Consider the following 20,358-nt stretch of genomic DNA (forward strand, 5'->3'; position numbering starts at 1 on the left):
TCAGTCGCGCCGGATCACCCGAGCACCATCACTCAAGCACCATCACCGCATCGACTTCGAAACCGGCGCCCTTGGGCAGGCCGGAGACTTCAATGGTGGAACGCGCCGGGAACGGGGCCTGGAAGTAGTCCTGCATCACCGCATTGACCGCGGCGAACTGGCCCAGGTCGGTCAGGTAAAGGCCCAAGCGTACGATCTTGTCGAGCGAGCCACCGGCGGCTTCGGCCACGGCCTTGAGGTTGTCGAACGCGCGGCGCGCCTGGGCACCGATGTCGCCCGGCACGATCTCGCCGGTGGCCGGGTCCAGCGGGATCTGGCCGGAGAAATACACCGTGTTGCCGGCGCGCACGGCCTGCGAGTAAGGGCCGATGGCGGCAGGCGCCTGGTCGGTATGGACGATCTGGGACATGGCGACTCCGTCAACACTGAAAACGAACGCGCATTGTATCGGCGCATGCCAGTGACGGGCGAATGGGGACTGCGCGGTGACGGCGCGCGGGTGGGGGTTGTCGAGCAGTGGTGCGTTGCTCGATGGGTTGGGCATCTTGCGGTGGATTCAGTTGCTGCTCGCTTTCGCCTGCGCGCGCGATGATTTTGATGGGGCTGTACATACGAGGCTGGCGCGCAGTCGCGCAATCGTTACGACGCGGTGGTACTCACGATACCGAGAACGCGCAGCCCCACACGGTCGACACCGAGTCAGAAATGGACCACTCCTCCGCCGCAGCGCAACAGCCACGCTGAGAGTCGCACAGTGCCGCCACGCCACTACCGCAAACGTGCAACCCAGCCGGGCTAGGTGATGGGCGCCGGATTGAACAAGGCCAGATCGTTGTGCAGGCGGTGGTGCTCGGTCCAGGTGCGCTGGCCGCTGGCAACGTCCAGATAGCGCTGGAACAGCTCCCAGCCCAGTTGTTCCAGCGTCTTGGCACCGGTGGCCACGCCGCCGGCGTCGATGTCCATCAGGTCGGACCAGCGCTGCGCCAGTTCGCTGCGGGTAGCCACCTTGATCACCGGCACCATGCCCAGGCCGTACGGCGTTCCGCGGCCGGTGGTGAATACATGCAGGTTCATGCCGGCGGCCACCTGCAGCGTGCCGCAGACGAAATCGCTGGCCGGGGTGGCGCAGTACTGCAGTCCGCGTCCTTTGACGCGCTCGCCGGGTGTCACCACGCCGTTGATCGGCGAGGAGCCGGACTTGGCGATCGAGCCCATCGCCTTTTCCACGATGTTGGCCAGCCCGCCCTTCTTGTTGCCGGGCGTGGTGTTGGCGCTGCGATCGGCCTGCCCGCGCGCCAGGTAGGCGTCGTACCAGGCCATCTCGCGCACCAGCGCCTTGGCCACGTCGGCATTGGCGGCGCGTGGCACCAGCAGGTGGATGCCGTCGCGCACTTCGGTGTTTTCCGAGAACATCACCGTGGCGCCGGCGCGCACCAGCAGGTCGGTCGCCACGCCCAGGCCCGGGTTGGCGGTGACGCCGGAAAATGCATCGCTGCCACCGCACTGCATGCCCACCACCAGTTCGCTGGCCGGCACCGTTTCGCGGCGGCGCAGGTCCAGATGGCGCAGGCGTTCTTCGGCCATGGCCATGATCGAGCCCACCATGTCGGCAAAGCCAAGGCTGGCTTCCTGCAGGCGGTAGACGCCGCTGTCGTCGGCGCTGGCGTCGTCCGGCAGCAGGCGCTCGGGCGCAAGTTTTTCGCAGCCCAGGCCCACGATCAGCGCCTGCCCGCCGAAGTTGGGGCTGCGCGCGATGTTGCGCAGCGTGCGGATGGGGATGATGGCCTCGGGCGCGGTGATCGCCACGCCGCAGCCGTAGACGTGATTGACCGCCACCACGTCGTCGACATTGGGATACTTGGGCAGCAGCTCGGTGCGGATGCGTTCCACCGCATGGCCGAGCACGCCCACCACGCACTGCACGCTGGTCATGATGCCCAGGATGTTGCGCGTGCCCACGCTGCCATCGCGGTTGCGGTAACCCTGGAAGGTGTAGCCCTCCAGCGGCTCGGGCTCTGGCGCCGGATGCAGCGCCAGATCCAGCGTGGCCAGCTCGGGGGCCTCCGGCATCGCCAGCAGTTGCTCGCTGACCCAGGCGCCGCGTGCGATCGCGGCATTGGCGGTGCCGATCACCGCGCCCAGGCGGATCACCGGGGCGCCGGCGGGCAAGTCGCGCAGCGCCATCTTGTGGCCCTGGGGAATGTGTTCGATGGCGGTGAGCCCATCCGGAAAGGTGGCACCGGCCGGCGCACCGTCATCGTTGACGACGATGGCGACGTTGTCGCGCGCATGCGCACGGATGCTGAGCCAGCGGGTGGGTTGCGGGGTTGCGGACATCGTGGGGCTACCTTGCAAGCGTGGGGTGGAATGCATTACCGGTCGGGGCTGTCGAACTGACGGCGGTACTGCAGGATCAAGCGGTTTTCATCGACATTGCGTTGGTAATTGGAGCGGAAGGTGCCGTTGAACCAGATGACGCTCACATGCTTGAAGCGCTCGTTCTGGAACTGATAGGTGGTCAAGACGTCGCGGGCCCACTCGCGGCCTTCGCCGGCGTAGGTGGCCGGCTGTGCATGGTCGCCGCTGATGTAGCGCGCCATGACGCTGAGCCCGGGGATGCCGATGCTCTTGCCATCGATGCTGTAACGCAGCTGCCAGCTGCGCTCGCCGCGTTCGAGAAAGTCGTTGATGAAAGTCCAGTTGAAGACATTACCGTCGGTGCCGCCCGGCCAGGGCATCGCGCTGGGGCCGGACAGGCGTTGATAGCCGGCGCCGAATTCCTGCCCACCGGTGCGCCAGGACACCATGCTGCTGAACATGCGGTTGTCGATCGGCCCGGCACGCGACTGGCCCACGTCATCGGTGCGGAAATAACGCAGGTCTACGCGTAACTGATCCTTGCCGAATTTTTGCGTCTGGATGACGTTGTAGAGCTGCTGCCGGTAGATGTCTTCCATCACCGCGCCCTGATAGCGCAGCTGCGTGCCGGGCGCAACGCTGTAGGTGGCCGAGACAAGATCCAACGCATCCGAATCGGGCGTACCCAGAAAACGGCGATTCTTGTTGGTCAAGGTGATGGGCACGCGCGAATCGCCATCGCGGTACCAGGCGCTGGTGAAACGCGCGAGCAACAGGTCGAGCTTGGGTACGTCTTTGGATTCCAGCGTCACGCCTTGAAACGTCTCCGGCATGATGCGGGTGATGCTGGCGCGCACCAGCGGCTCGTTGGGAATGAAGCTGCCCCACTTCAACTCGGTTTGCGAGGCGCGCAGCTTGAGCGTGGGCGCCACCCGCGTCAGCGCGTGTTGCGCGCTGCCATCGTCGTTGTTGGGCAGCAGGCCGGTGCCGCCTTCGGCGCGCACGCCATCGAGCTTGAAATCGCCGATGCCGAGCAGATCCAGCCCGGCGCCGATCGGGCCATGCGTATAGCCGCTCTTGGCATCCACCACGAACCCCTGCGCCCATTCGGCGCGCTTGCCCTGCCCTTCGCCACTGCGGAAGTCGCGGTTGTAATAGAAGTTGAGCGCAGTGACCTCGGCCGTTGCACCATTCCAGAATCCCGCGTCCGGTTCCTGCGCACGCGCAGCTCCGCCCGCACCGACCGCCAGCAGCGCTGCGCTGCCGAGTGCCATCACGTTTTTCATCGTCCCGCTCTCCACCTGCCAGACCTCTTCGACTCGGCCACTGCATGCCGTGCATTCGGCGGCAGCCACCGCACGGTTAGCGCACCAGGCACGGCCGCTTGTTGTCGAAGCTCCAGTTGGGAATCAAGGCCTGCATCGCGGTGGCATCATCGCGCGCACCCAGGCTCAGACTTTGGTAAGTGCGATGCGCCGCATCCAGGGCATCCATATCGAGTTCGATACCCAAACCGGGCTTTGCCGGTACCTGGATCTGGCCGCCGACGATCTGCAATGGGTGATGGGTCAGGCGTTGGCCGTCCTGCCAGATCCAGTGCGTGTCGATCGCGGTGACCCGCCCCGGCGCTGCTGCGGCGACGTGGGTGAACATCGCCAGCGAAATATCGAAGTGATTGTTGGAATGCGAGCCCCAGGTCAGACCCCAGTCGCGGCATAGCTGCGCCACCCGCACCGCGCCTTGCAGCGTCCAGAAATGCGGGTCGGCCAGCGGGATATCTACCGATTGCAGCTGGATGGCGTGGCCCATCTGTCGCCAGTCGGTGGCGATCATGTTGGTGGCGGTCGGCAAGCCGGTAGCACGGCGGAATTCGGCCATGATCTCGCGGCCGGAATAGCCATCCTGCGCACCGCACGGGTCTTCGGCATAGGCCATCACGCCGTGCATATCGCGGCATAGGGCGATGGCTTGCTCCAGCGACCATGCGCCATTGGGGTCCAGGGTGATGCGCGCCTGCGGGAAACGTCTGTGCAACGCGACAATGGCCTCGATCTCATCTTCGCCGCGCAATACGCCGCCTTTGAGCTTGAAGTCGCGAAAGCCGTATTTTTCGTAGGCTGCTTCGGCCAGGCGCACCACCGAAGCCGGCGTCAAGGCTTCCTGGTCGCGCACCGCCTCCCAGTCATCGCGAGCACCGCTGCCGTCGCGATAATCGAACGCGGTCTTGCGCCGGTCGCCGATGAAAAACAGATAGCCCAGCACATCCACCGCATCGCGTTGCTGGCCTTCGCCGAGTAAGGCGGCGACCGGTTGATCGAGGAACTGCCCCAACAGATCCAGCAACGCCGATTCGATGGCGGTCACCGCGTGGATGATGCGCAGATCGAAGGTCTGCAGGCCACGGCCGGCGCTGTCGCGGTCCGCAAAGGCAGTGCGCACCTGGTTGAGGATGCGCTGATACTCGGCGATGGAGCGGTCGCGAACGAGCGGCGCCGCCTCGTGCAACAAGCCGGCGATGGCCGCGCCGCCAGGCACTTCGCCCACGCCGGTGCGTCCAGACGAATCGCGCAGCACCAATACATTGCGGGTGAAGTACGGCGCGTGTGCGCCACTGAGGTTCAGCAGCATGCTGTCCTGGCCGGCGACCGGCACCACGCGGATGTCGGTGATGCGCGGCGTGGCGCCGATACTTGCAGGTGCGGTATGGATATTCATCGAAAGTCTCCGAAGGCGGTCACAGCGGTGCGGGCACGGGCATGGACGGGCCGCCGGGCGGCGCCTTGAGTTCCACGCGCTTGATCTCGCCCACCACCACCAGGTAGGACACCACCGCCAGCAAGGCATTGAGCCCGACGAACACCAGCGCCCATTCGAAGGTGCCGGTGGTGGACACGATGTAGCCGATGACGATCGGCGTGGTGATGCCGGCGATGTTGCCGAAGGTGTTGAACAGGCCACCGGACAGGCCGGCGATTTCCTTGGGCGAGGTGTCGGCCACCACCGCCCAGCCGAGTGCGCCGATGCCCTTGCCGAAGAAGGCCAGCGCCATCAGCCCGACCACCATCCATTCGGCCTGCACGTAGTTACACCCGATCATCGTCACCGACATCAACATGCCGACCACGATCGGTGTCTTGCGCGAGACGGTGAGCGAATACCCACGCCGCACCATGCGGTCGGACACATAGCCACCCAGCACGCCACCGATGAAGCCGCACACCGCCGGCAACGAGGCCACAAAGCCGGCCTCAAGGATCGACATGCCGCGCTCCTTGACCAGATACACCGGGAACCAGGTCAGGAAGAAGTACGTCAGCGTGGTGATGCAGTACTGGCCGATATACACGCCCAGCAGCATGCGGTTGCACAACAACTGCTTGGCGTAATGCCATTGCGTGCCTTTGGGTTGGCTACCGGGCTTGTTGCCCTGCTCCATATCCACCAGCGCGCCGTTGCGCTGGATGTAGTCCAGCTCCTGCGCAGACAGGCGCGGATGTTCGCGTGGGGCATAGATGGTCTTGCGCCATACCAGCGCCAGCAATACGCCCGCCGCGCCCATCACCAGAAACACATGTTCCCAACCCCAGGCGTGCACCAGCCAGCCCATCAGCGGCGCAAATGCCACCGTGGCGAAGTACTGCGCGGAATTGAAGATCGACGCGGCCAGCCCGCGCTCGGCGGTGGGAAACCAGGCAGCCACGATGCGGCTATTGCCCGGGAACGACGGCGCTTCGGCAATGCCGACCAGAAAGCGCAGCACGAACAAGGTGGTGACCGCCCAGGTGACCGGCACCCAGTCGATAAAGCCCTGCAAGGCGGTGAACAGCGACCAGATCAGCAGCGACAGGCCATACACGCGCCGCGAGCCGAAGCGATCGAGCAACCAGCCGCCGGGAATCTGCCCGGCCACATACGCCCAACCGAACGCGGAAAAAATGAAACCCATCTGCAGCGCGTCGATGCCCAGCGCATCCTGAACCGCGGAACCGGCGATGGACAAGGTGGCGCGATCGGCATAGTTGATCGTGGTCACCACGAACAACATCAGCAAGATCAGATAACGCCTGCGCGGAACCGTCGTTGAACCGACTATCTTTGAATCGATAGCCATCATCGTTCCTCACCTATGACGATGGAAGCGCACTGCGCTTCGGTACTCCAAGTTGCGCCTGCAGATGGCGTACCGGACCCTCCTCCGGCACGCCTCAGGCATCGTCGCCGCCGTCGCTGTCAGTCGTGCCCCAGCGCGCCATCGACGCGTCGCCACAGCCCGAGCGGGTTGCCGTGTGCAACCGCAGCGGGCAGCAGTGCGGCCGGCAGATCCTGATAGCAAACCGGGCGCAGGAAGCGGTCGATCGCCAGCGTGCCGACCGAGGTGCTGCGGCTGTCGGAGGTGGCCGGGAACGGGCCGCCGTGCACCATCGCGTGGCAGACCTCCACGCCGGTGGGCCAGTCGTTGACCAGGATGCGGCCGGCCTTGCGCTCCAGTACCGGCAGCAATGCGGCCGCCAGCGCGATATCGCCGTCGTCCATGTGCAAGGTAGCGGTGAGCTGGCCTTCCAGGTGCTCGCTCAGCGCGCGCAGCTGATCGATGTCCTTGCAACGCACCAGCAGCGACGAAGCGCCGAACACTTCGGCCTGCGATGCTTCATCGGCCAGGAAGGCATCGGCGTCGGTGCCGAACAACGCCGCCGGGCAACGCCCTGCTTCCGGCGCGGCGCCGCGTGCCAACGTGGCGACCTGCGGATGCCCGGCCAGACGCTGCACGCCCTGCGCATAGGCTTTGCCAATGCCTGCAGTGAGCATGGCTGCCGGCGACACCGCCTGCAGCGCTTGTGTCGCCGACGCGATAAACGCATCCAGCGCCGGCGAATCGATCGCCAGCAGCAGGCCGGGGTTGGTGCAGAACTGCCCGGCGCCCAAGGTGAGCGAACCCACGAATGCCTTCCCCAGATCCGATGCGCGTGCCTGCAGCGCCTGCGGCAGCAGATACACCGGATTGATCGCGCTCATCTCCGCATACACCGGAATCGGCTCGCGACGTGCGGCGGCAATCTTGACCAGGGCCATGCCGCCAGCGCGCGAGCCGGTGAACCCCACCGCCTTGATGCGCGCATCGGCCACCAGCTGCGCGCCGATCTCGATGCCGGCGTCGAACAGCAGCGAGAACACGCCTTCGGGCAGGCCGCACTGCGCCACCGCCGCCTGGATTGCACGGCCCACCAATTCCGACGTGCCCGGATGCGCGCTGTGCGCCTTGACCACCACCGTGCAGCCGGCCGCCAGTGCCGAGGCGGTATCGCCGCCGGCTACGGAGAACGCGAGCGGGAAATTGCTGGCACCGAACACCGCCACCGGCCCCAACGCGATATGCCGCTGACGCAGATCTGCACGCGGCAACGGCGTGCGCTGCGGCAGCGCCGGGTCGATGCGCGCCTCCAACCAGCTGCCTTCGCGCACCACGCTGGCGAACAGGCGCAGCTGGCCCACGGTACGTCCGCGCTCGCCTTCCAGGCGCGGGCGCGGTAAACCGCTTTCCTGCATGGCGCGTTCGATCAATGCATCGCCCAGCGCCAGGATCTGCTCGGCAATGGTCTCCAGAAAGGCGGCGCGCACTTCCAGCGAGGTGTCGCGATAGGAATCGAACGCCGCGTGCGCCAGCGCGCAGGCCTGATCCAGATCCTGTGCGCTGGCCGAGGCGAACACCGGCTGCAGCGCTTCGCCGCTGGCCGCATCCAGCCCCTGAAACACCGCACCGGCGCCGGGCACGCTGCGCTGGCCGATCAACGATTCACCCTGGATGGCATGCATCAGCGGCGTCCTCCGATCAATTGCTTGAGCTGGGCGAATTCGTCCTCGTTGAGGTCGGCCAATGGCGTGCGTACCGGACCGGCCGGGCGGCCGACCGCGCGCATGCCGGCCTTGACGATCGACACCGCATACCCGGCGCGGCGATTGCGCAGCACGGTGTACGGCAGGACGAAGTCGTTGAGCTCGCGGTAGATGGTGGCGTGGTCGCGGGCGCGCACCGCCGCATAGAACGCCAGCGCCCACTCCGGCAGGAAATTGAAGATGGCCGACGAGTAGGTGGTGACGCCCATTTCCAGATACGGCAGCGCGAAGGTTTCCGCGGTCGGCAGGCCGCCCACGTACAACAACCGGTCGCCCAGCCGTGCGTAGATGCGGGTCATGCGGTCCACATCGCCGATGCCATCCTTGTAGCCCACCAGGTTGGGGCAACGCTCGGCCACCCGCGCCAGCGTCACGTCGTCGAGCTTGGCGTTGGCGCGGCCGTAGACGATCACGCCCAGCTTGGTCGCCTTGCAGACGCGCTCGACATGGTCGGCCACGCCGTCGGCATCGCACTCGGTGAGGTACGGCGGAAACAGCAGGATGCCGTCGGCATCGTTGCGCTCGGCGGCTTGCGCCATCTCCATGGCGATGGCGGTGCCGTAGCCGGCCGGTGCGATGACCGGCATGCGGCCAGCGGTCTGGATCACCGCCGCGCGCACGGCGCGGTTCACTTCATCCAGCGTCAGCGAAAACAGCTCGCCAGTGCCGCCGGCAGCAAACAGGCCGGCGGCCGGATGCGAGGACAGCCAGTCCAGATTGTTGCGGTAGGCGGGTTCGTCGAAGGCGAAGTGGGCATCGAAATGGGTCACCGGAAACGACAACAGCCCGGCGCCAAGCGCTTGGGCCATTTCGGACGGGGTGTATCTGCTGCTCATCGGACAAACGCTCCTGGGCGGGGGATGCGGTTGATCCTAGAAACGCGGATCGTTGCTGGTCCAAACCAAAGGCCGTATCGTTTGATACGCAAGTTGAATCAATCGCGCCACAGATCGATGTAGTGCGCCGCAAATGGCTGCTTTGCAACGCTTTTTCGCCACTGCGTAATTATGGGTAGTGGCGTCCGCCAGCGTCGTTTTTCGCACAGCGCCGCCTATTCATTCGCGCTGGCCGCAGCGGGATGTTGCGGGTGCAGCATCCAATTCATCTGTTTTGTCATGCGAGGCCCGCTCACCATGTTCGATCTGCAGCAACTGCGTTGCTTTGTCGCCGTCGCCGACGAACTGCATTTCCGTCGCGCCGCCGAGCGCCTGAACATGACGCAGCCGCCGCTCAGCCGGCAGATCCAGCTGCTGGAGCACAGCGTCGGCACCACGTTGTTGGAGCGCAACAGCCGGCATGTGCGGCTGACCCAGGCCGGGCGCAGCCTGCTGGCCGAAGCACGCGCGATCCTGCGCATGGCCGAGAACGCCGGCCTGCGCGCACGCCGCATCGGCACCGGCGATGCCGGCAGCGTGTCGGTGGGGTTCACCGCCGGCGCCAGTTACCGCTTCCTGCCCGAAGCGATTGCCCGGTGGCGCAGGCAAGCGCCAGATGTGGATCTGCAACTCAAGGAGATGGTCAGCCTGGCGCAACTGGATGCGCTGGACGCAGGCCGGCTGGATATCGGCCTGCTGCGCCCGCCGATCCAGCGCCAGGGCCTGCACAGCCGCTGCGTGGCGCGCGAACCGTTGATCGCCGCCTTGCCGGAAGACGCGCCGCTGGCGCAACACGAGAGCCTGCGCCTGCAGGATTTCCACGGGCAGCCGCTGGTCAATTACGCCCCGGATGAGGCGCGCTATTTCTACGATCTGCTGGCGCAGTTGTTCGGCAGCCGCGGCATCGCGCCGCGTTCGGTGCAATACGTCAGCCAGATCCACTCGGTACTGGCGCTGGTGCGCGGCGGCATGGGCATGGCACTGGTGCCCGAAGGTGCGAGCGGCCTGCGCTACGCCGGCATCGTGTATCTGCCGCTGCGCGATGAGACGCCGGCCACGCCGGTGGAACTGCATCTGGTGTGGAAGCAGGACAACGACAATCCGGCGCTGCGCCGCTTGATCGCCTGAGCCGGGCAACGCGCTTGGGCTGCCACATCCTCACCGCAGCGCGCCCAGTGACCGACTGACGCCCAGGTCTTGAGCAGCTGGCAAAACGCGGGCTCGCCGCCAGACGGCGCGGCGGGTGCTCGGTGCGGCATGAACCACTCGTAGACTGCGGCTCTTCCGCGCCGCCTACCCCACCTGCCGACTGCTCGCCAGGTCTTGTTAGCCGCCCTTACTGCCGCCCCACGCTCTGCACCACGTGCAGGCGCCGCAGCCGGCGCATCACTTCAGCCAGATGGCGGCGGTCGCGGACCTGGATGTTGAAGCGCAGCACGGCCGCATTGAAATCGCGGTCCAGGTAGTCCACACGTTCGATGTTGGACTTGCTTTGCGCGATCGCCGCGGCCAACTGCGCCAGCACGCCGGTACGGTTTTCCACTTCCACCACCAGCGCGGTGTCGTAATCGCCGGTGACGTTGGAGTCCCAATCGATCGGCACCCAGCGCTCGGGCGATTTGCGCAGCTCGGCCAGGTTAGGGCAATCCAGACGGTGCACCACGATGCCCTTGCCGGCGGTGTGATAGCCCATGATTTCGTCACCGGGAATCGGCTGACAACAGTTGGCGAAACTGATCACGCCGCGCTCGCTGCCGTCGATCAGGATCTTTTCGTGCGAGTGCTTGGAGTGCCCGCCACCGCGCAGTTCCGCGTACGCCATCAAGGCCTGTGCGGCCTGGGTGGGCATCCAGTTGCCCAGCGCCACATCGGCCAGCAGCGCTTCCAGGCGTGGGTAACGGTGTTCGTTGAGGAAGGCGTCCAGCCGGCCCTTGGGCAGGCGTTCGAGCGAGCTGTCCATTGCTTCCAGCGCGCGGTCGAGCATGCGATGGCCGAGCTGTACGGCGTCTTCGTGTTCGAGCTGCTTGAGCTGGTGGCGGATCGCGGTGCGCGCCTTGCTGCTGACCACGAACTCCAGCCACTGCGGCTTGGGCGTGGCCGAACGCGCGGTGATGATCTCCACCGCCTGCCCGCTGACCAGCTTGGTGCGCAGGGGCACCAACTTCTTGTCCACGCGCGAGGCAACCGCGCGGTTGCCGACATCGGTATGCACCGCATAGGCAAAGTCCAGCGCGGTGGAATTTCGCGGCAGCGCCAGGATCTTGCCCTTGGGCGTAAACAGGTAGACCTCGTCCGGGAACAGATCCACCTTGACGTTGTCCAGAAACTCCAGCGACGAACCGGCGGCGCGCTGCGAGTCGATCAGCTCCACGATCCAGTCGTGCGCGCGGCTCTGCGCGCTGTTGGGCGAGGCCGAGCCCACCTTGTAGGTCCAGTGCGCGGCCACGCCGCGTTCGGCAATCAGGTCCATCTCTTCGGTACGGATCTGCACCTCGATCGGCGAGCCGTACGGTCCGAATAGCACCGTATGCAAGGATTGATATCCGTTGGCCTTGGGGATCGCAATGAAATCTCGGAAGCGCCCATCCAGCGGCTTGAAGGTGGCATGCACCGCGCCGAGGGCGTGATAGCAATCGGCCACCGTGCGCACCACCAGGCGAAAGCCGAACACGTCCATCACCTGGTCGAAGGACTTGTTCTCTTCATGCATCTTGGAATAGATGCTCCACGGCGTCTTGATGCGGCTGACCAGGCGGTGCTCCAGCCCTTCCTTGGCCAGCCGCTGCGACAGCTGTACCTCCACCTGCGCCATCGATTCGCGCCGCACCACCGGCTGGCTGCGGATATGTTTTTCGATGATGGCGTGACGCCATGGATACAGCGCGCGGAAGCCCAGGTTTTGCAGTTCGGACTTGATCAGGCTCATGCCTAACCGCTGCGCGATGGGCGCATAGATCTCCAGCGTTTCTCGCGCAATGCGGCCGCGCGCTTCGGTGCTCTGCGCGCCCAGCGTGCGCATGTTGTGCAGGCGGTCGGCCAGCTTGATCATGATCACGCGCAGGTCGCGCGACATCGCCAGCAGCATTTTGCGGAAGCTTTCTGCTGCCGCTTCCTGGCGGTCGCGGAACTTGAGCTTGTCCAGCTTGGTGACGCCATCGACCAGCTCGGCCACCGCCTCGCCGAATTCCGCCGCCAGTTCTTCGCGCGTCAGCGGGGTATCTTCGATGGTGTCGTGCAGGATCGCGGCAATCAGCGATTCCATGTCCAGGCCCAGCTCGGCGAGGACGCCGGCCACGGCCACCGGATGGGTGATGTAAGGCTCGCCCGACTTGCGGGTCTGGCCGGCGTGCGCCGTGGCGCCGACTTCCCAGGCACGGCGCAGGATCGGCAGCTGCTCCTTGGGAAGGTAGCTGGCCGCGCGTTCGAGGTGCAGGACGTATTCGGGGATGGCCGGGTCGGAAGACGGGGACGTCGCCACGGTCGCCTGGGCAGTGGGGCCTGGGTTCATGCGCGAAGACTATGCCAGTGGCCGGTTTGCGGCAACGCGGCATGCATGCCGGACGCGTCGGCGGCCGGCGATCGGACACTGCGCGACCGCCGCATGCCGGCTGCAGCGGCCGCGTGCGCACCCGTCGCAACTTTGCCCAGCACGGCGGCATTTGCCCGAATTGCTACACTCGGTTCCGGATCGCTCCAGGGACCTCACCATGCACGCTCCGCCCGACCTGCTGATCTTCGACTGCGACGGTGTGCTGGTCGACAGCGAGCCGTTGGCATGTGCAGTCCTGGCCCAGGCGCTGCAGCAACACGGCGTGGACATCGATATCGACGGCGTCCAGCAGCACTTCCTCGGGCGCAGCCTGGGCAGTGTGCGCGCGCATGTGCAGACGCTGGGGCGCACGTTGCCGGATACCTTCGAACGCGACCTCACTGCTGCCTTGCTGGCACGCTTCGGCGCGGAACTGCAGCCGATGCCGGGCGTGGCCGCGCTGCTGGACGCAGTGCCGACACCACGCTGCGTTGCGTCGTCCAGCCATCTGGAACGGGTGCGCCTGTGCCTGCAGGTCACCGGCCTGGCGGGTCATTTCGGCGCCCACCTCTACACCGCCGAGCTGGTCGCCCGCGGCAAGCCTGCGCCGGACCTGTTCTTGCTCGCCGCCGCACGCATGCACGCGGCACCTGCATCCTGCCTGGTGATCGAAGACAGCCCCAGCGGCGTGCAGGCCGCCTGCGCGGCCGGGATGCAGGTCTGGGGATTCACCGGCGGCGGCCATCACCGCGCAACTGCGGCGGCCGCCACACTGCTTGCAGCCGCAGGCGCATCGCAGGTGTTTGCAGACATGCCGGCCGTGGCCGCCGCACTGGGCGCCATCGGCACCAAGCGCCTGGGCACTACGTTAGGCTCAGACTTCCACGCAGACAGATGTGACGATGGCCAACCCCGATAACGACACCAGCCGACTCGATGCCGCAGCCAGAGCGGGCTGGCTGTACTACATCGCCGGCAACACCCAGGACGAGATCGCACGCAAGCTCAAAGTCTCGCGCGCCACCGCGCAACGCCTGGTGTCGTTGTGCCTGAGCCAGCGGTTGATCACCTTCCGGCTGGAACATCCGATCGCCGCCTGCATGGATCTGGCCGCGCAGCTGCAGGACCGTTTCGGCATGCGCTATTGCGAGGTCGCGCCCACCGATCCGGCCGACCCGCACTTGGTCACCGGTGTCGCCGAACGCGCCGCGGCGCTGCTGGAATCCACCCTGCGCAGCGACACCCCGAGCATCATCGGCATCGGTACCGGTCGCGCCATGCGCGCGGCGGTGGAGCGCATTCCCGCGATGCAGACGCGCAATCATCAGCTGGTGTCGCTGGTGGGCAATATTTCCCCGGACGGCTCGGCCAGCCCGTTCGATGCAGTGGCCCGCCTGGCCGACCTGACCGGCGCGCAGCACTACCCGATGCCGCTGCCGGTGTTTCTGTCCTCGCAGGAAGAACGCGAAACGCTGCTCGGGATCGAAGCGGTGCGCCGGGTGCGTGCGATCGCGGCGAAGGCCGATCTGCGTCTGGTCGGTGTCGGCCAACTCGATCAGACCGCGCCCCTGCATGTGGATGGTTTCATCAGCCGCACCGAACTGCTGGACCTGATCCGGCTGGGCGCGGTGGGCGAAGTGATCGGCTGGGCGCTCACCGCGGCCGGCGACATCATCGATGCAGGCACCAACCTGCGTTTGACCAGCGTGCCGCACCCGGTGCCGGCAACCAGCCTGTCGATCGGCGTGGCCGTGGGCAACGCCAAGGTGGGCCCGATCAAGGCCGCGCTGAAGGGCCGCATCCTCAACGGCCTCATCACCGACGAGCACACCGCCAAGGCCTTGCTCGCCAGCTGAGCGGCGCCATCGCAGCGGGCTCGATCGCTGTTCATTGCTGAAATTTCCCGATCTAAGCGGGCACTTGCGCGTGCGCTGCGATGCTGCGCTGCGGGATCGAAAGTGCTTTACAGCGTAGCGATGTCGTGGGCATATGCGCACCACACGGGCATTTGCTCAACCAACCTCAAGCTGAGGCATCGGTATGAACACTTCGATCAAGACCCTGATCTGCGCGGCACTGAGTGCCACACTGGCGGCATGCGGCAACGGCGCGAGCAACAGCGGCGCCGCGTCCAAGCCAGACACCCTGGTGATCGCGACGGTCAACAACGGCGACATGATCCGCATGCAGAAGCTGACCTCGGATTTCACCGCCACCCATCCGCAGATCAAGCTCGAATGGGTCACGCTGGAAGAAAACGTGCTGCGCCAGCGCGTCACCACCGACATCGCCACCAAGGGCGGTCAGTTCGATGTGTTGACCATCGGCACCTACGAGGTGCCGATCTGGGCCGAGCGCGGTTGGCTCAAGCCACTCACCTTCGATGCGGCCTATCAGGTGGACGATCTGATCCCGCAGATCCGCGATGCGGTCAGTCACAAGGGGCAGCTGTATGCCGCGCCGTTCTACGCCGAAGGCTCGATGCTGATGTACCGCACCGACCTGCTGCAGAAGGCCGGCCTGAGCATGCCGGCGCAGCCGTCGTGGAGCTTCGTGGCCGAGGCCGCCCGCAAGATGACCGACAAGCAAGCCGGCATCTACGGCATCTGCCTGCGCGGCAAGGCCGGCTGGGGCGAGAACATGGCCCTGATCAGTGCGATGGGCAATGCCTTCGGTGCACGCTGGTTCGACGAACAATGGAAACCGCAGTTCGACCAGCCGGAGTGGAAAGCCGCACTGCAGACCTATGTGGATGTCATGAAACAGGCCGGCCCGCCGGGCGCCGCGTCCAACGGCTTCAACGAGAACCTTGCGCTGTTCACCGCGGGCAAGTGCGCGATGTGGGTCGACGCCACGGTGGCCGCCTCGTTCATCAGCAATCCGAGCGAATCCAAGGTGTCGGACAAGGTCGGCTTTGCCGCCGCGCCGGATGCGGGCAAGGGCAAGACCACCGGCTGGCTATGGGCCTGGAATCTGGCCATCCCGGCCAGCTCCAAGAAGGCCGACAAGGCGCAGGCCTTCATCGCCTGGGCCACCAGCAAGCACTACACCGAGCTGGTGGCGGGCAAGGAAGGCTGGGGCAATGTGCCGCCGGGGACGCGCCAGTCGCTGTACACCACGGCCGAGTATCTCAAGGCCGCACCCTTCGCCAAGCAGACGCTGGCGGCCATCCAGGGCGCCGACACGCATCACCCCACGGTCAAGCCGGTGCCATATGTCGGCGTGCAGTACGCGGCCATCCCCGAGTTCCAGTCGATCGGCACCACCGTCGGCCAGCAGTTTTCTGCGGCGCTCACCGGCTCGATCAGCGTGGATGAGGCATTGAAGAACGCGCAGGCCGCCACCGAGCGCGAGATGCAGCGGGCCGGCTACCCCAAACAGTAACTGCAGGGCGCGACCTGCAGGTCCGCCGGGCCGGGCGCCCTGCCCGGCCCGCCCTGGCCACAGACATGCTCCGGCGTCACGGCGCCGCACTCCACCACGAGGCAATCGATGAAGATCAGGCACACCACACCTGCGCTGACGATGTTGCTCGCCGGTCTGGCCTGCACGCAGGCCAACGCCCAGGCATTCGATCCGGACAAACACATCGGCGGCGACTGGGGCGGCCTGCGCAGCAGGCTGGCCGATGACGGCATCCAGTTCAAACTGGCGCACTTCAGCCAGACCGCGCACAACACCTCCGGCGGGCTACGCGAGCGCACCGCGTATGCCGATCAATTCTTCCTGGGCGGCTACTTCGACCTGGAACGGCTATGGGGCTGGTCCGGCGCCGATTTCAAACTGGAGATCACCAATCGCAACGGCGAGTTGATCAACAACACCGCCGGCATCCCCACGCTGTTGCAGTCGCAGCAGATCTTCGGCCGCGGCGATGTGACGCGCCTGACCCAGTTCTCGCTGACCCAGCGCCTGTTCGACGACACGCTGACGCTGAAAGCCGGCCGCCTGTATCCCAGCGCCGATTTCTTCGCGCTCAATTGCAACTACCAGCACCTGACCTTCTGCAGCGGTGGCTCGTCCAACTACATCAGCAACAACTGGTATGGCGACCCGCTCAGTGCCTGGGGCGGCGTGGTCACGTTCAGCCCGGACAAACGCTGGTTTTTCCGTGTGGGCGGCTACGATGCCAACCCGCAGAACCGATCCACCGACCAAGGCCTCAAGCTCGGCACCTCCGGCGACGACCACGGCACCATGATCGTCGCCGAAGTGGAGGTCAAGCCCGACTACGGCAATGGGATCGATGGCGACTACCGCATCGGCGCAACCCGCAACAGCAACGACCAACTGCGCGTCTACACCCGTTCGGGCCTGCCGACCAGCCTGGGCACCGATCCGGCCGCGCTGCAAGACACCGACCGCGCGTTCTATGCCAATTTCGAACAGCAGGTCACCAGCAATGGCGCCGGCGGCGGCTTGCGGCTATTTGCAAGCATCATCGACGCCGACGAGGACGTCAGCACGGTGGGCCAGGTGCTGGCGATCGGCGGATTCTGGAAAGGACTCTCCGCAACGCGACCCAACGACCGCGTCGGCGTGGCAGTCGGCCGCAACGCGCTCAGCGACTCATTGCGTGCAGCGCAAACCCGCTACAACCAGCGCTTGCCTGCCGGCGCGGCGGCCATTGGCGTGCAGCGCTACGAATATCCGATCGAGCTCAATTACAACATCGCCGTCAGCCGCGGGATCGAAGTCATGCCCAGCGTGCAGTACATCCGTCATCCGGGTGGCCTGGATGGCGACAACGCCACCATTTTGGGCCTGCAGGTCAGCCTGAACTTCTGACGCCCGACCGGCCATGCGTTCGACGCTGATCCTGCGTCGACGCATCCGGCCGCTGTCATGCATTGCAGGCGCGCTGCCTGCCTTCACCCTGGACCTTGCCGATGGCTACGCACCAAACGCAAAAACTCGCACGGTTCCTGATCGCCCCGGCGATCGTGCTGCTGCTGGCCTGGATGATCGTGCCGCTGGCGATGACGGTGTGGTTTTCCACGCTGAACTACAACCTGCTCACCCCGGACAAGACCTTTGTCGGGCCGGGCAACTATCGCTACTTCCTGGGCAACCCGGCGTTCATGTCCTCGCTGGGCAATACCTTGTTGCTGGTCGGGTCGGTGCTGGCGATCACTGCGGTGTTCGGCGTGTTGATCGCACTACTGCTGGACCAGGTGTTCGTGGGCCGCCGCATCGTGCGCCTGATGTTGATCGCGCCGTTCTTCGTGATGCCCACGGTGAGCGCGCTGATCTGGAAGAACCTGCTGATGCATCCGGTGTCCGGGCTGCTGGCATGGCTTTGGCAATGTGCTGGGCTGACTCCGATCGACTGGTTCACCCAGTACCCGATGTTCTCCATCATCGTCATCGTGGCCTGGCAATGGTTGCCATTTGCGGTGCTGATCCTGCTGACCGCGCTGCAATCGCTGGATGAAGAACAACAGGAGGCCGCGCTGATGGACGGTGCCGGCGCGTTCGACCGCTTCTTCCATCTGACCCTGCCGCATCTGGCACGCCCGCTGACCATCGTGGTGCTGATCGAAACGATCTTCCTGCTCACCGTGTTCGTAGAGATCTACGTCACCACCGGCGGCGGGCCCGGCCTGCAGACCACCAACCTGGCGTACCTGATCTATTCGCAGGCACTGCTGCAGTACGACGTGGGCGCCGCATCGGCAGGCGGACTGATCGCCGTGGTACTGGCCAATATCGCGGCCATCTTCCTGGTGCGCATCGTCGGCAAGAATCTGGAGACCTGAGATGGCCCGACGTACTTCCACGCTGCAAATCCTCGTCACCACGGTTGCCGCATGGGTGGTTGGCGGCGTGATCTTCTTTCCGATCCTGTGGATGCTGCTGACCAGCTTCAAGACCGAAGTCGATGCGTTTTCCAGCCCGCCCAGCTTCGTGTTCTTCCATTGGACACTGGAAAACTACATTGCCGTGCAGGGCCGCAGCGACTACTTTGCGCACGCCTGGAATTCGGTGGCGGTATCGCTGGGCTCGACCCTGATCGCGCTTGCCATCGCCATCCCGGCCGCGTGGTCGATGGCGTTCTCGCCCACCAAGCGCACGCGCGGCATCCTGTTGTGGATGTTGTCCACCAAGATGCTGCCGCCGGTCGGCGTGCTGGTGCCGATCTATCTGCTGTACCGCGATTCCGGGCTGCTGGATACGCAGCTGGGCCTGATCATCGTGTTGTGCCTGAGCAACCTGCCGATCATGGTCTGGATGCTGTTCAACTACTTCAAGGACATCCCCAAGGACATCCTGGAGGCAGCGCGCATGGATGGCGCCACCATCGGCAAGGAAATCCTCTACATCCTGGCGCCGATGGCCGTTCCCGGCATCGCGTCTTCGCTGCTGCTCAACGTGATCCTGGCCTGGAACGAGGCGTTCTGGTCGTTGAATCTGTCCTCGTCGCAGGCCTCGCCGTTGACCGCGTTCATCGCCTCGTATTCGAGCCCGGAGGGCCTGTTCTGGGCCAAGTTGTCGGCCGCCTCGACGATGGCCATCGCGCCGATCCTGGTGCTGGGCTGGTTCTGCCAGAAGCAGCTCGTGCGCGGGCTCACCTTCGGCGCGGTGAAATAGCTCACTCAACTTTGATAGGTGGTTCATGGGACGCATCACGCTGCAAGGTGTCAGCAAATCCTTCGACGACACACCGGTCATCCACGGCGCGGACCTGGAGATCGACGATGGCAAGTTCGTGGTCTTCGTCGGCCCGTCCGGCTGCGGCAAGACCACGTTGTTGCGCTTGATCGCCGGGCTGGAAGACGTCAGCGGCGGGCGCATCCTCATCGATGGCCAGGACGTCACCGGCCTGGCGCCGGCCAAGCGCGGGTTGTCGATGGTGTTTCAGTCCTATGCGCTGTATCCGCACATGAGCGTGCGCAACAACATCGCCTTCGGCCTGAAGATGGCGCGCGTAGCCAGCGCCGAGATCGAGCGGCGCGTGGCGCAGGCGGCCACGGTGCTCAACCTCACCGAGTATCTCGACCGCAAACCCGGGCAGCTGTCCGGCGGCCAGCGCCAGCGCGTGGCGATCGGCCGCGCCATCGTGCGCGAGCCCAAGGGCTTCCTGTTCGATGAGCCATTGTCCAACCTGGATGCCGCCCTGCGCGTGCAGATGCGCCTGGAAGTCACCCGCCTGCAGAAGCAGCTCAAGACCACCGCGGTCTATGTCACCCACGACCAGGTCGAAGCGATGACCATGGCCGACGAGATCGTGGTGCTGCAGGCCGGACGCATCGAGCAGGTCGGCACGCCGCTGGAGTTGTACGAGCGCCCTGCCAACGTGTTCGTGGCCGGCTTCATCGGCTCGCCGCGCATGAATCTGCTGCAGGGCGAGGTGGCCGCGCGCCACGGCGCGGTCACGCTCGGGGTACGCCCGGAACATATCGCCGTGCAACGCGGCAGCCCCGCACCGGGCACCGGCGATGCCTGGCAGGGCAGCGTCATCCAGGCCGAGCATCTGGGCAGCGACACCTTCGTCTACGTGGAGATCCCCGGCGTGGGCACGGTCGATGCGCGCTGCACCGGCGATCTGCGCGTGTACGTCGGCGAAACGGTGACCCTGGTCCCCGACCCGCAGCATCTGCACCGCTTCGACGCGCAGCAACAGGCCATGCGCTGAGCGCGCCACTGCCTGGTTGTTCCTTCCACGTATTCCTCCCCCGTTTTTGTTCCTCCCCCACGATCAAG

16 protein-coding genes and 1 other RNA gene are annotated in these 20,358 nt (G+C 65.6%); 9 read left to right on the top strand and 8 right to left on the bottom strand.

Going from position 1 to position 20,358, the window contains the following annotated elements; genetic code table 11:
- Positions 1-28: 28 nt before the first annotated feature.
- The 7 genes from BJD12_RS07620 to kdgD form a co-directional block, all read right to left on the bottom strand.
- A complete protein-coding gene (locus BJD12_RS07620; RefSeq protein WP_005995852.1) occupies positions 29-409 on the bottom strand; it encodes a RidA family protein in 381 nt (126 codons plus the stop codon).
- Positions 410-795: 386 nt separating this feature from the next.
- Positions 796-2,337: a galactarate dehydratase gene (gene garD / locus BJD12_RS07630; RefSeq protein WP_005995854.1), complete on the bottom strand. Its 1,542-nt coding sequence runs from the start codon at positions 2,335-2,337 to the stop codon at positions 796-798.
- A gap of 35 nt (positions 2,338-2,372) precedes the next feature.
- On the bottom strand, positions 2,373-3,644 hold the full coding sequence (locus BJD12_RS07635) for an OprD family porin (protein ID WP_005995856.1): 1,272 nt from the start codon (positions 3,642-3,644) through the stop codon (positions 2,373-2,375).
- Positions 3,645-3,720: 76 nt separating this feature from the next.
- Positions 3,721-5,073 carry a glucarate dehydratase gene (gene gudD, locus BJD12_RS07640; protein WP_005995858.1) on the bottom strand — a complete coding sequence of 451 codons (1,353 nt, stop codon included), beginning with the start codon at positions 5,071-5,073 and terminating at the stop codon, positions 3,721-3,723.
- Positions 5,074-5,092: 19 nt separating this feature from the next.
- The gene (locus tag BJD12_RS07645) at positions 5,093-6,472 is read right to left on the bottom strand and encodes an MFS transporter (RefSeq protein WP_005995860.1); all 1,380 of its coding nucleotides are present in this window, start codon (positions 6,470-6,472) and stop codon (positions 5,093-5,095) included.
- A 116-nt stretch (positions 6,473-6,588) separates the two neighbouring features.
- Positions 6,589-8,169 carry an aldehyde dehydrogenase (NADP(+)) gene (locus BJD12_RS07650; protein ID WP_058564077.1) on the bottom strand — a complete coding sequence of 527 codons (1,581 nt, stop codon included), beginning with the start codon at positions 8,167-8,169 and terminating at the stop codon, positions 6,589-6,591.
- Entirely contained in the window at positions 8,169-9,086 is a 918-nt protein-coding gene (kdgD, locus tag BJD12_RS07655; protein WP_005996792.1) for a 5-dehydro-4-deoxyglucarate dehydratase, read from the bottom strand. Before kdgD ends, BJD12_RS07650 begins: the two co-directional genes overlap by 1 nt.
- A gap of 297 nt (positions 9,087-9,383) precedes the next feature.
- Between kdgD and BJD12_RS07660 the strand changes: the two genes are divergently transcribed.
- Both BJD12_RS07660 and BJD12_RS07665 read left to right on the top strand, forming a co-directional pair.
- Positions 9,384-10,253 carry a LysR family transcriptional regulator gene (locus BJD12_RS07660; protein WP_039425590.1) on the top strand — a complete coding sequence of 290 codons (870 nt, stop codon included), beginning with the start codon at positions 9,384-9,386 and terminating at the stop codon, positions 10,251-10,253.
- 129 nt (positions 10,254-10,382) lie between these two features.
- Positions 10,383-10,457, top strand: a non-coding RNA gene (locus BJD12_RS07665) — sX9 sRNA.
- A gap of 4 nt (positions 10,458-10,461) precedes the next feature.
- Here BJD12_RS07665 and BJD12_RS07670 read toward each other — a convergent pair.
- A complete protein-coding gene (locus BJD12_RS07670) occupies positions 10,462-12,633 on the bottom strand; it encodes a RelA/SpoT family protein (protein WP_005996789.1) in 2,172 nt (723 codons plus the stop codon).
- A gap of 199 nt (positions 12,634-12,832) precedes the next feature.
- On the opposite strand from BJD12_RS07670, the gene BJD12_RS07675 reads away from it, so the two are divergent.
- From BJD12_RS07675 to BJD12_RS07705, 7 genes are all read left to right on the top strand, one after another.
- Positions 12,833-13,573, top strand: a complete 741-nt coding sequence (locus tag BJD12_RS07675; RefSeq protein WP_005996786.1) for an HAD family hydrolase — start codon at positions 12,833-12,835, stop codon at positions 13,571-13,573.
- Positions 13,557-14,510: a sugar-binding transcriptional regulator gene (locus BJD12_RS07680; RefSeq protein WP_005996784.1), complete on the top strand. Its 954-nt coding sequence runs from the start codon at positions 13,557-13,559 to the stop codon at positions 14,508-14,510. The genes BJD12_RS07675 and BJD12_RS07680 overlap by 17 nt, the downstream gene beginning before the upstream one ends.
- Positions 14,511-14,694: 184 nt before the next feature.
- Complete coding sequence (locus BJD12_RS07685; protein ID WP_042828590.1) at positions 14,695-16,038, top strand: ABC transporter substrate-binding protein; 1,344 nt, start codon at positions 14,695-14,697, stop codon at positions 16,036-16,038.
- A 108-nt stretch (positions 16,039-16,146) separates the two neighbouring features.
- Positions 16,147-17,442 (top strand): carbohydrate porin, encoded by a 1,296-nt coding sequence (locus BJD12_RS07690; protein WP_005996778.1) that lies wholly within the window; start codon positions 16,147-16,149, stop codon positions 17,440-17,442.
- Positions 17,443-17,543: 101 nt separating this feature from the next.
- Positions 17,544-18,413, top strand: a complete 870-nt coding sequence (locus BJD12_RS07695; protein ID WP_005996777.1) for a carbohydrate ABC transporter permease — start codon at positions 17,544-17,546, stop codon at positions 18,411-18,413.
- 1 nt (position 18,414) lies between these two features.
- On the top strand, positions 18,415-19,245 hold the full coding sequence (locus tag BJD12_RS07700) for a carbohydrate ABC transporter permease (RefSeq protein WP_005996775.1): 831 nt from the start codon (positions 18,415-18,417) through the stop codon (positions 19,243-19,245).
- 25 nt (positions 19,246-19,270) lie between these two features.
- Positions 19,271-20,290 carry an ABC transporter ATP-binding protein gene (locus tag BJD12_RS07705; protein WP_005996774.1) on the top strand — a complete coding sequence of 340 codons (1,020 nt, stop codon included), beginning with the start codon at positions 19,271-19,273 and terminating at the stop codon, positions 20,288-20,290.
- Positions 20,291-20,358 lie beyond the last annotated feature (68 nt).

It is taken from the genome of Xanthomonas vesicatoria ATCC 35937 (assembly GCF_001908725.1).
Lineage (GTDB): Bacteria > Pseudomonadota > Gammaproteobacteria > Xanthomonadales > Xanthomonadaceae > Xanthomonas > Xanthomonas vesicatoria.

What these genes read in the sequence shown, in the direction of transcription:
- BJD12_RS07660 (WP_039425590.1), top strand. Translation starts at nt 9,384, where the DNA reads ATGTTCGATCTGCAGCAACTGCGTTGCTTTGTCGCCGTCGCCGACGAA.
- BJD12_RS07635 (WP_005995856.1), bottom strand. Translation starts at nt 3,644, where the DNA reads ATGAAAAACGTGATGGCACTCGGCAGCGCAGCGCTGCTGGCGGTCGGT.
- BJD12_RS07690 (WP_005996778.1), top strand. Translation starts at nt 16,147, where the DNA reads ATGAAGATCAGGCACACCACACCTGCGCTGACGATGTTGCTCGCCGGT.
- BJD12_RS07680 (WP_005996784.1), top strand. Translation starts at nt 13,557, where the DNA reads ATGGCCAACCCCGATAACGACACCAGCCGACTCGATGCCGCAGCCAGA.
- kdgD (WP_005996792.1), bottom strand. Translation starts at nt 9,086, where the DNA reads ATGAGCAGCAGATACACCCCGTCCGAAATGGCCCAAGCGCTTGGCGCC.
- BJD12_RS07670 (WP_005996789.1), bottom strand. Translation starts at nt 12,633, where the DNA reads ATGAACCCAGGCCCCACTGCCCAGGCGACCGTGGCGACGTCCCCGTCT.
- garD (WP_005995854.1), bottom strand. Translation starts at nt 2,337, where the DNA reads ATGTCCGCAACCCCGCAACCCACCCGCTGGCTCAGCATCCGTGCGCAT.
- BJD12_RS07685 (WP_042828590.1), top strand. Translation starts at nt 14,695, where the DNA reads ATGAACACTTCGATCAAGACCCTGATCTGCGCGGCACTGAGTGCCACA.
- BJD12_RS07645 (WP_005995860.1), bottom strand. Translation starts at nt 6,472, where the DNA reads ATGATGGCTATCGATTCAAAGATAGTCGGTTCAACGACGGTTCCGCGC.
- BJD12_RS07675 (WP_005996786.1), top strand. Translation starts at nt 12,833, where the DNA reads ATGCACGCTCCGCCCGACCTGCTGATCTTCGACTGCGACGGTGTGCTG.
- BJD12_RS07705 (WP_005996774.1), top strand. Translation starts at nt 19,271, where the DNA reads ATGGGACGCATCACGCTGCAAGGTGTCAGCAAATCCTTCGACGACACA.
- BJD12_RS07620 (WP_005995852.1), bottom strand. Translation starts at nt 409, where the DNA reads ATGTCCCAGATCGTCCATACCGACCAGGCGCCTGCCGCCATCGGCCCT.
- BJD12_RS07650 (WP_058564077.1), bottom strand. Translation starts at nt 8,169, where the DNA reads ATGCATGCCATCCAGGGTGAATCGTTGATCGGCCAGCGCAGCGTGCCC.
- BJD12_RS07695 (WP_005996777.1), top strand. Translation starts at nt 17,544, where the DNA reads ATGGCTACGCACCAAACGCAAAAACTCGCACGGTTCCTGATCGCCCCG.
- BJD12_RS07700 (WP_005996775.1), top strand. Translation starts at nt 18,415, where the DNA reads ATGGCCCGACGTACTTCCACGCTGCAAATCCTCGTCACCACGGTTGCC.
- gudD (WP_005995858.1), bottom strand. Translation starts at nt 5,073, where the DNA reads ATGAATATCCATACCGCACCTGCAAGTATCGGCGCCACGCCGCGCATC.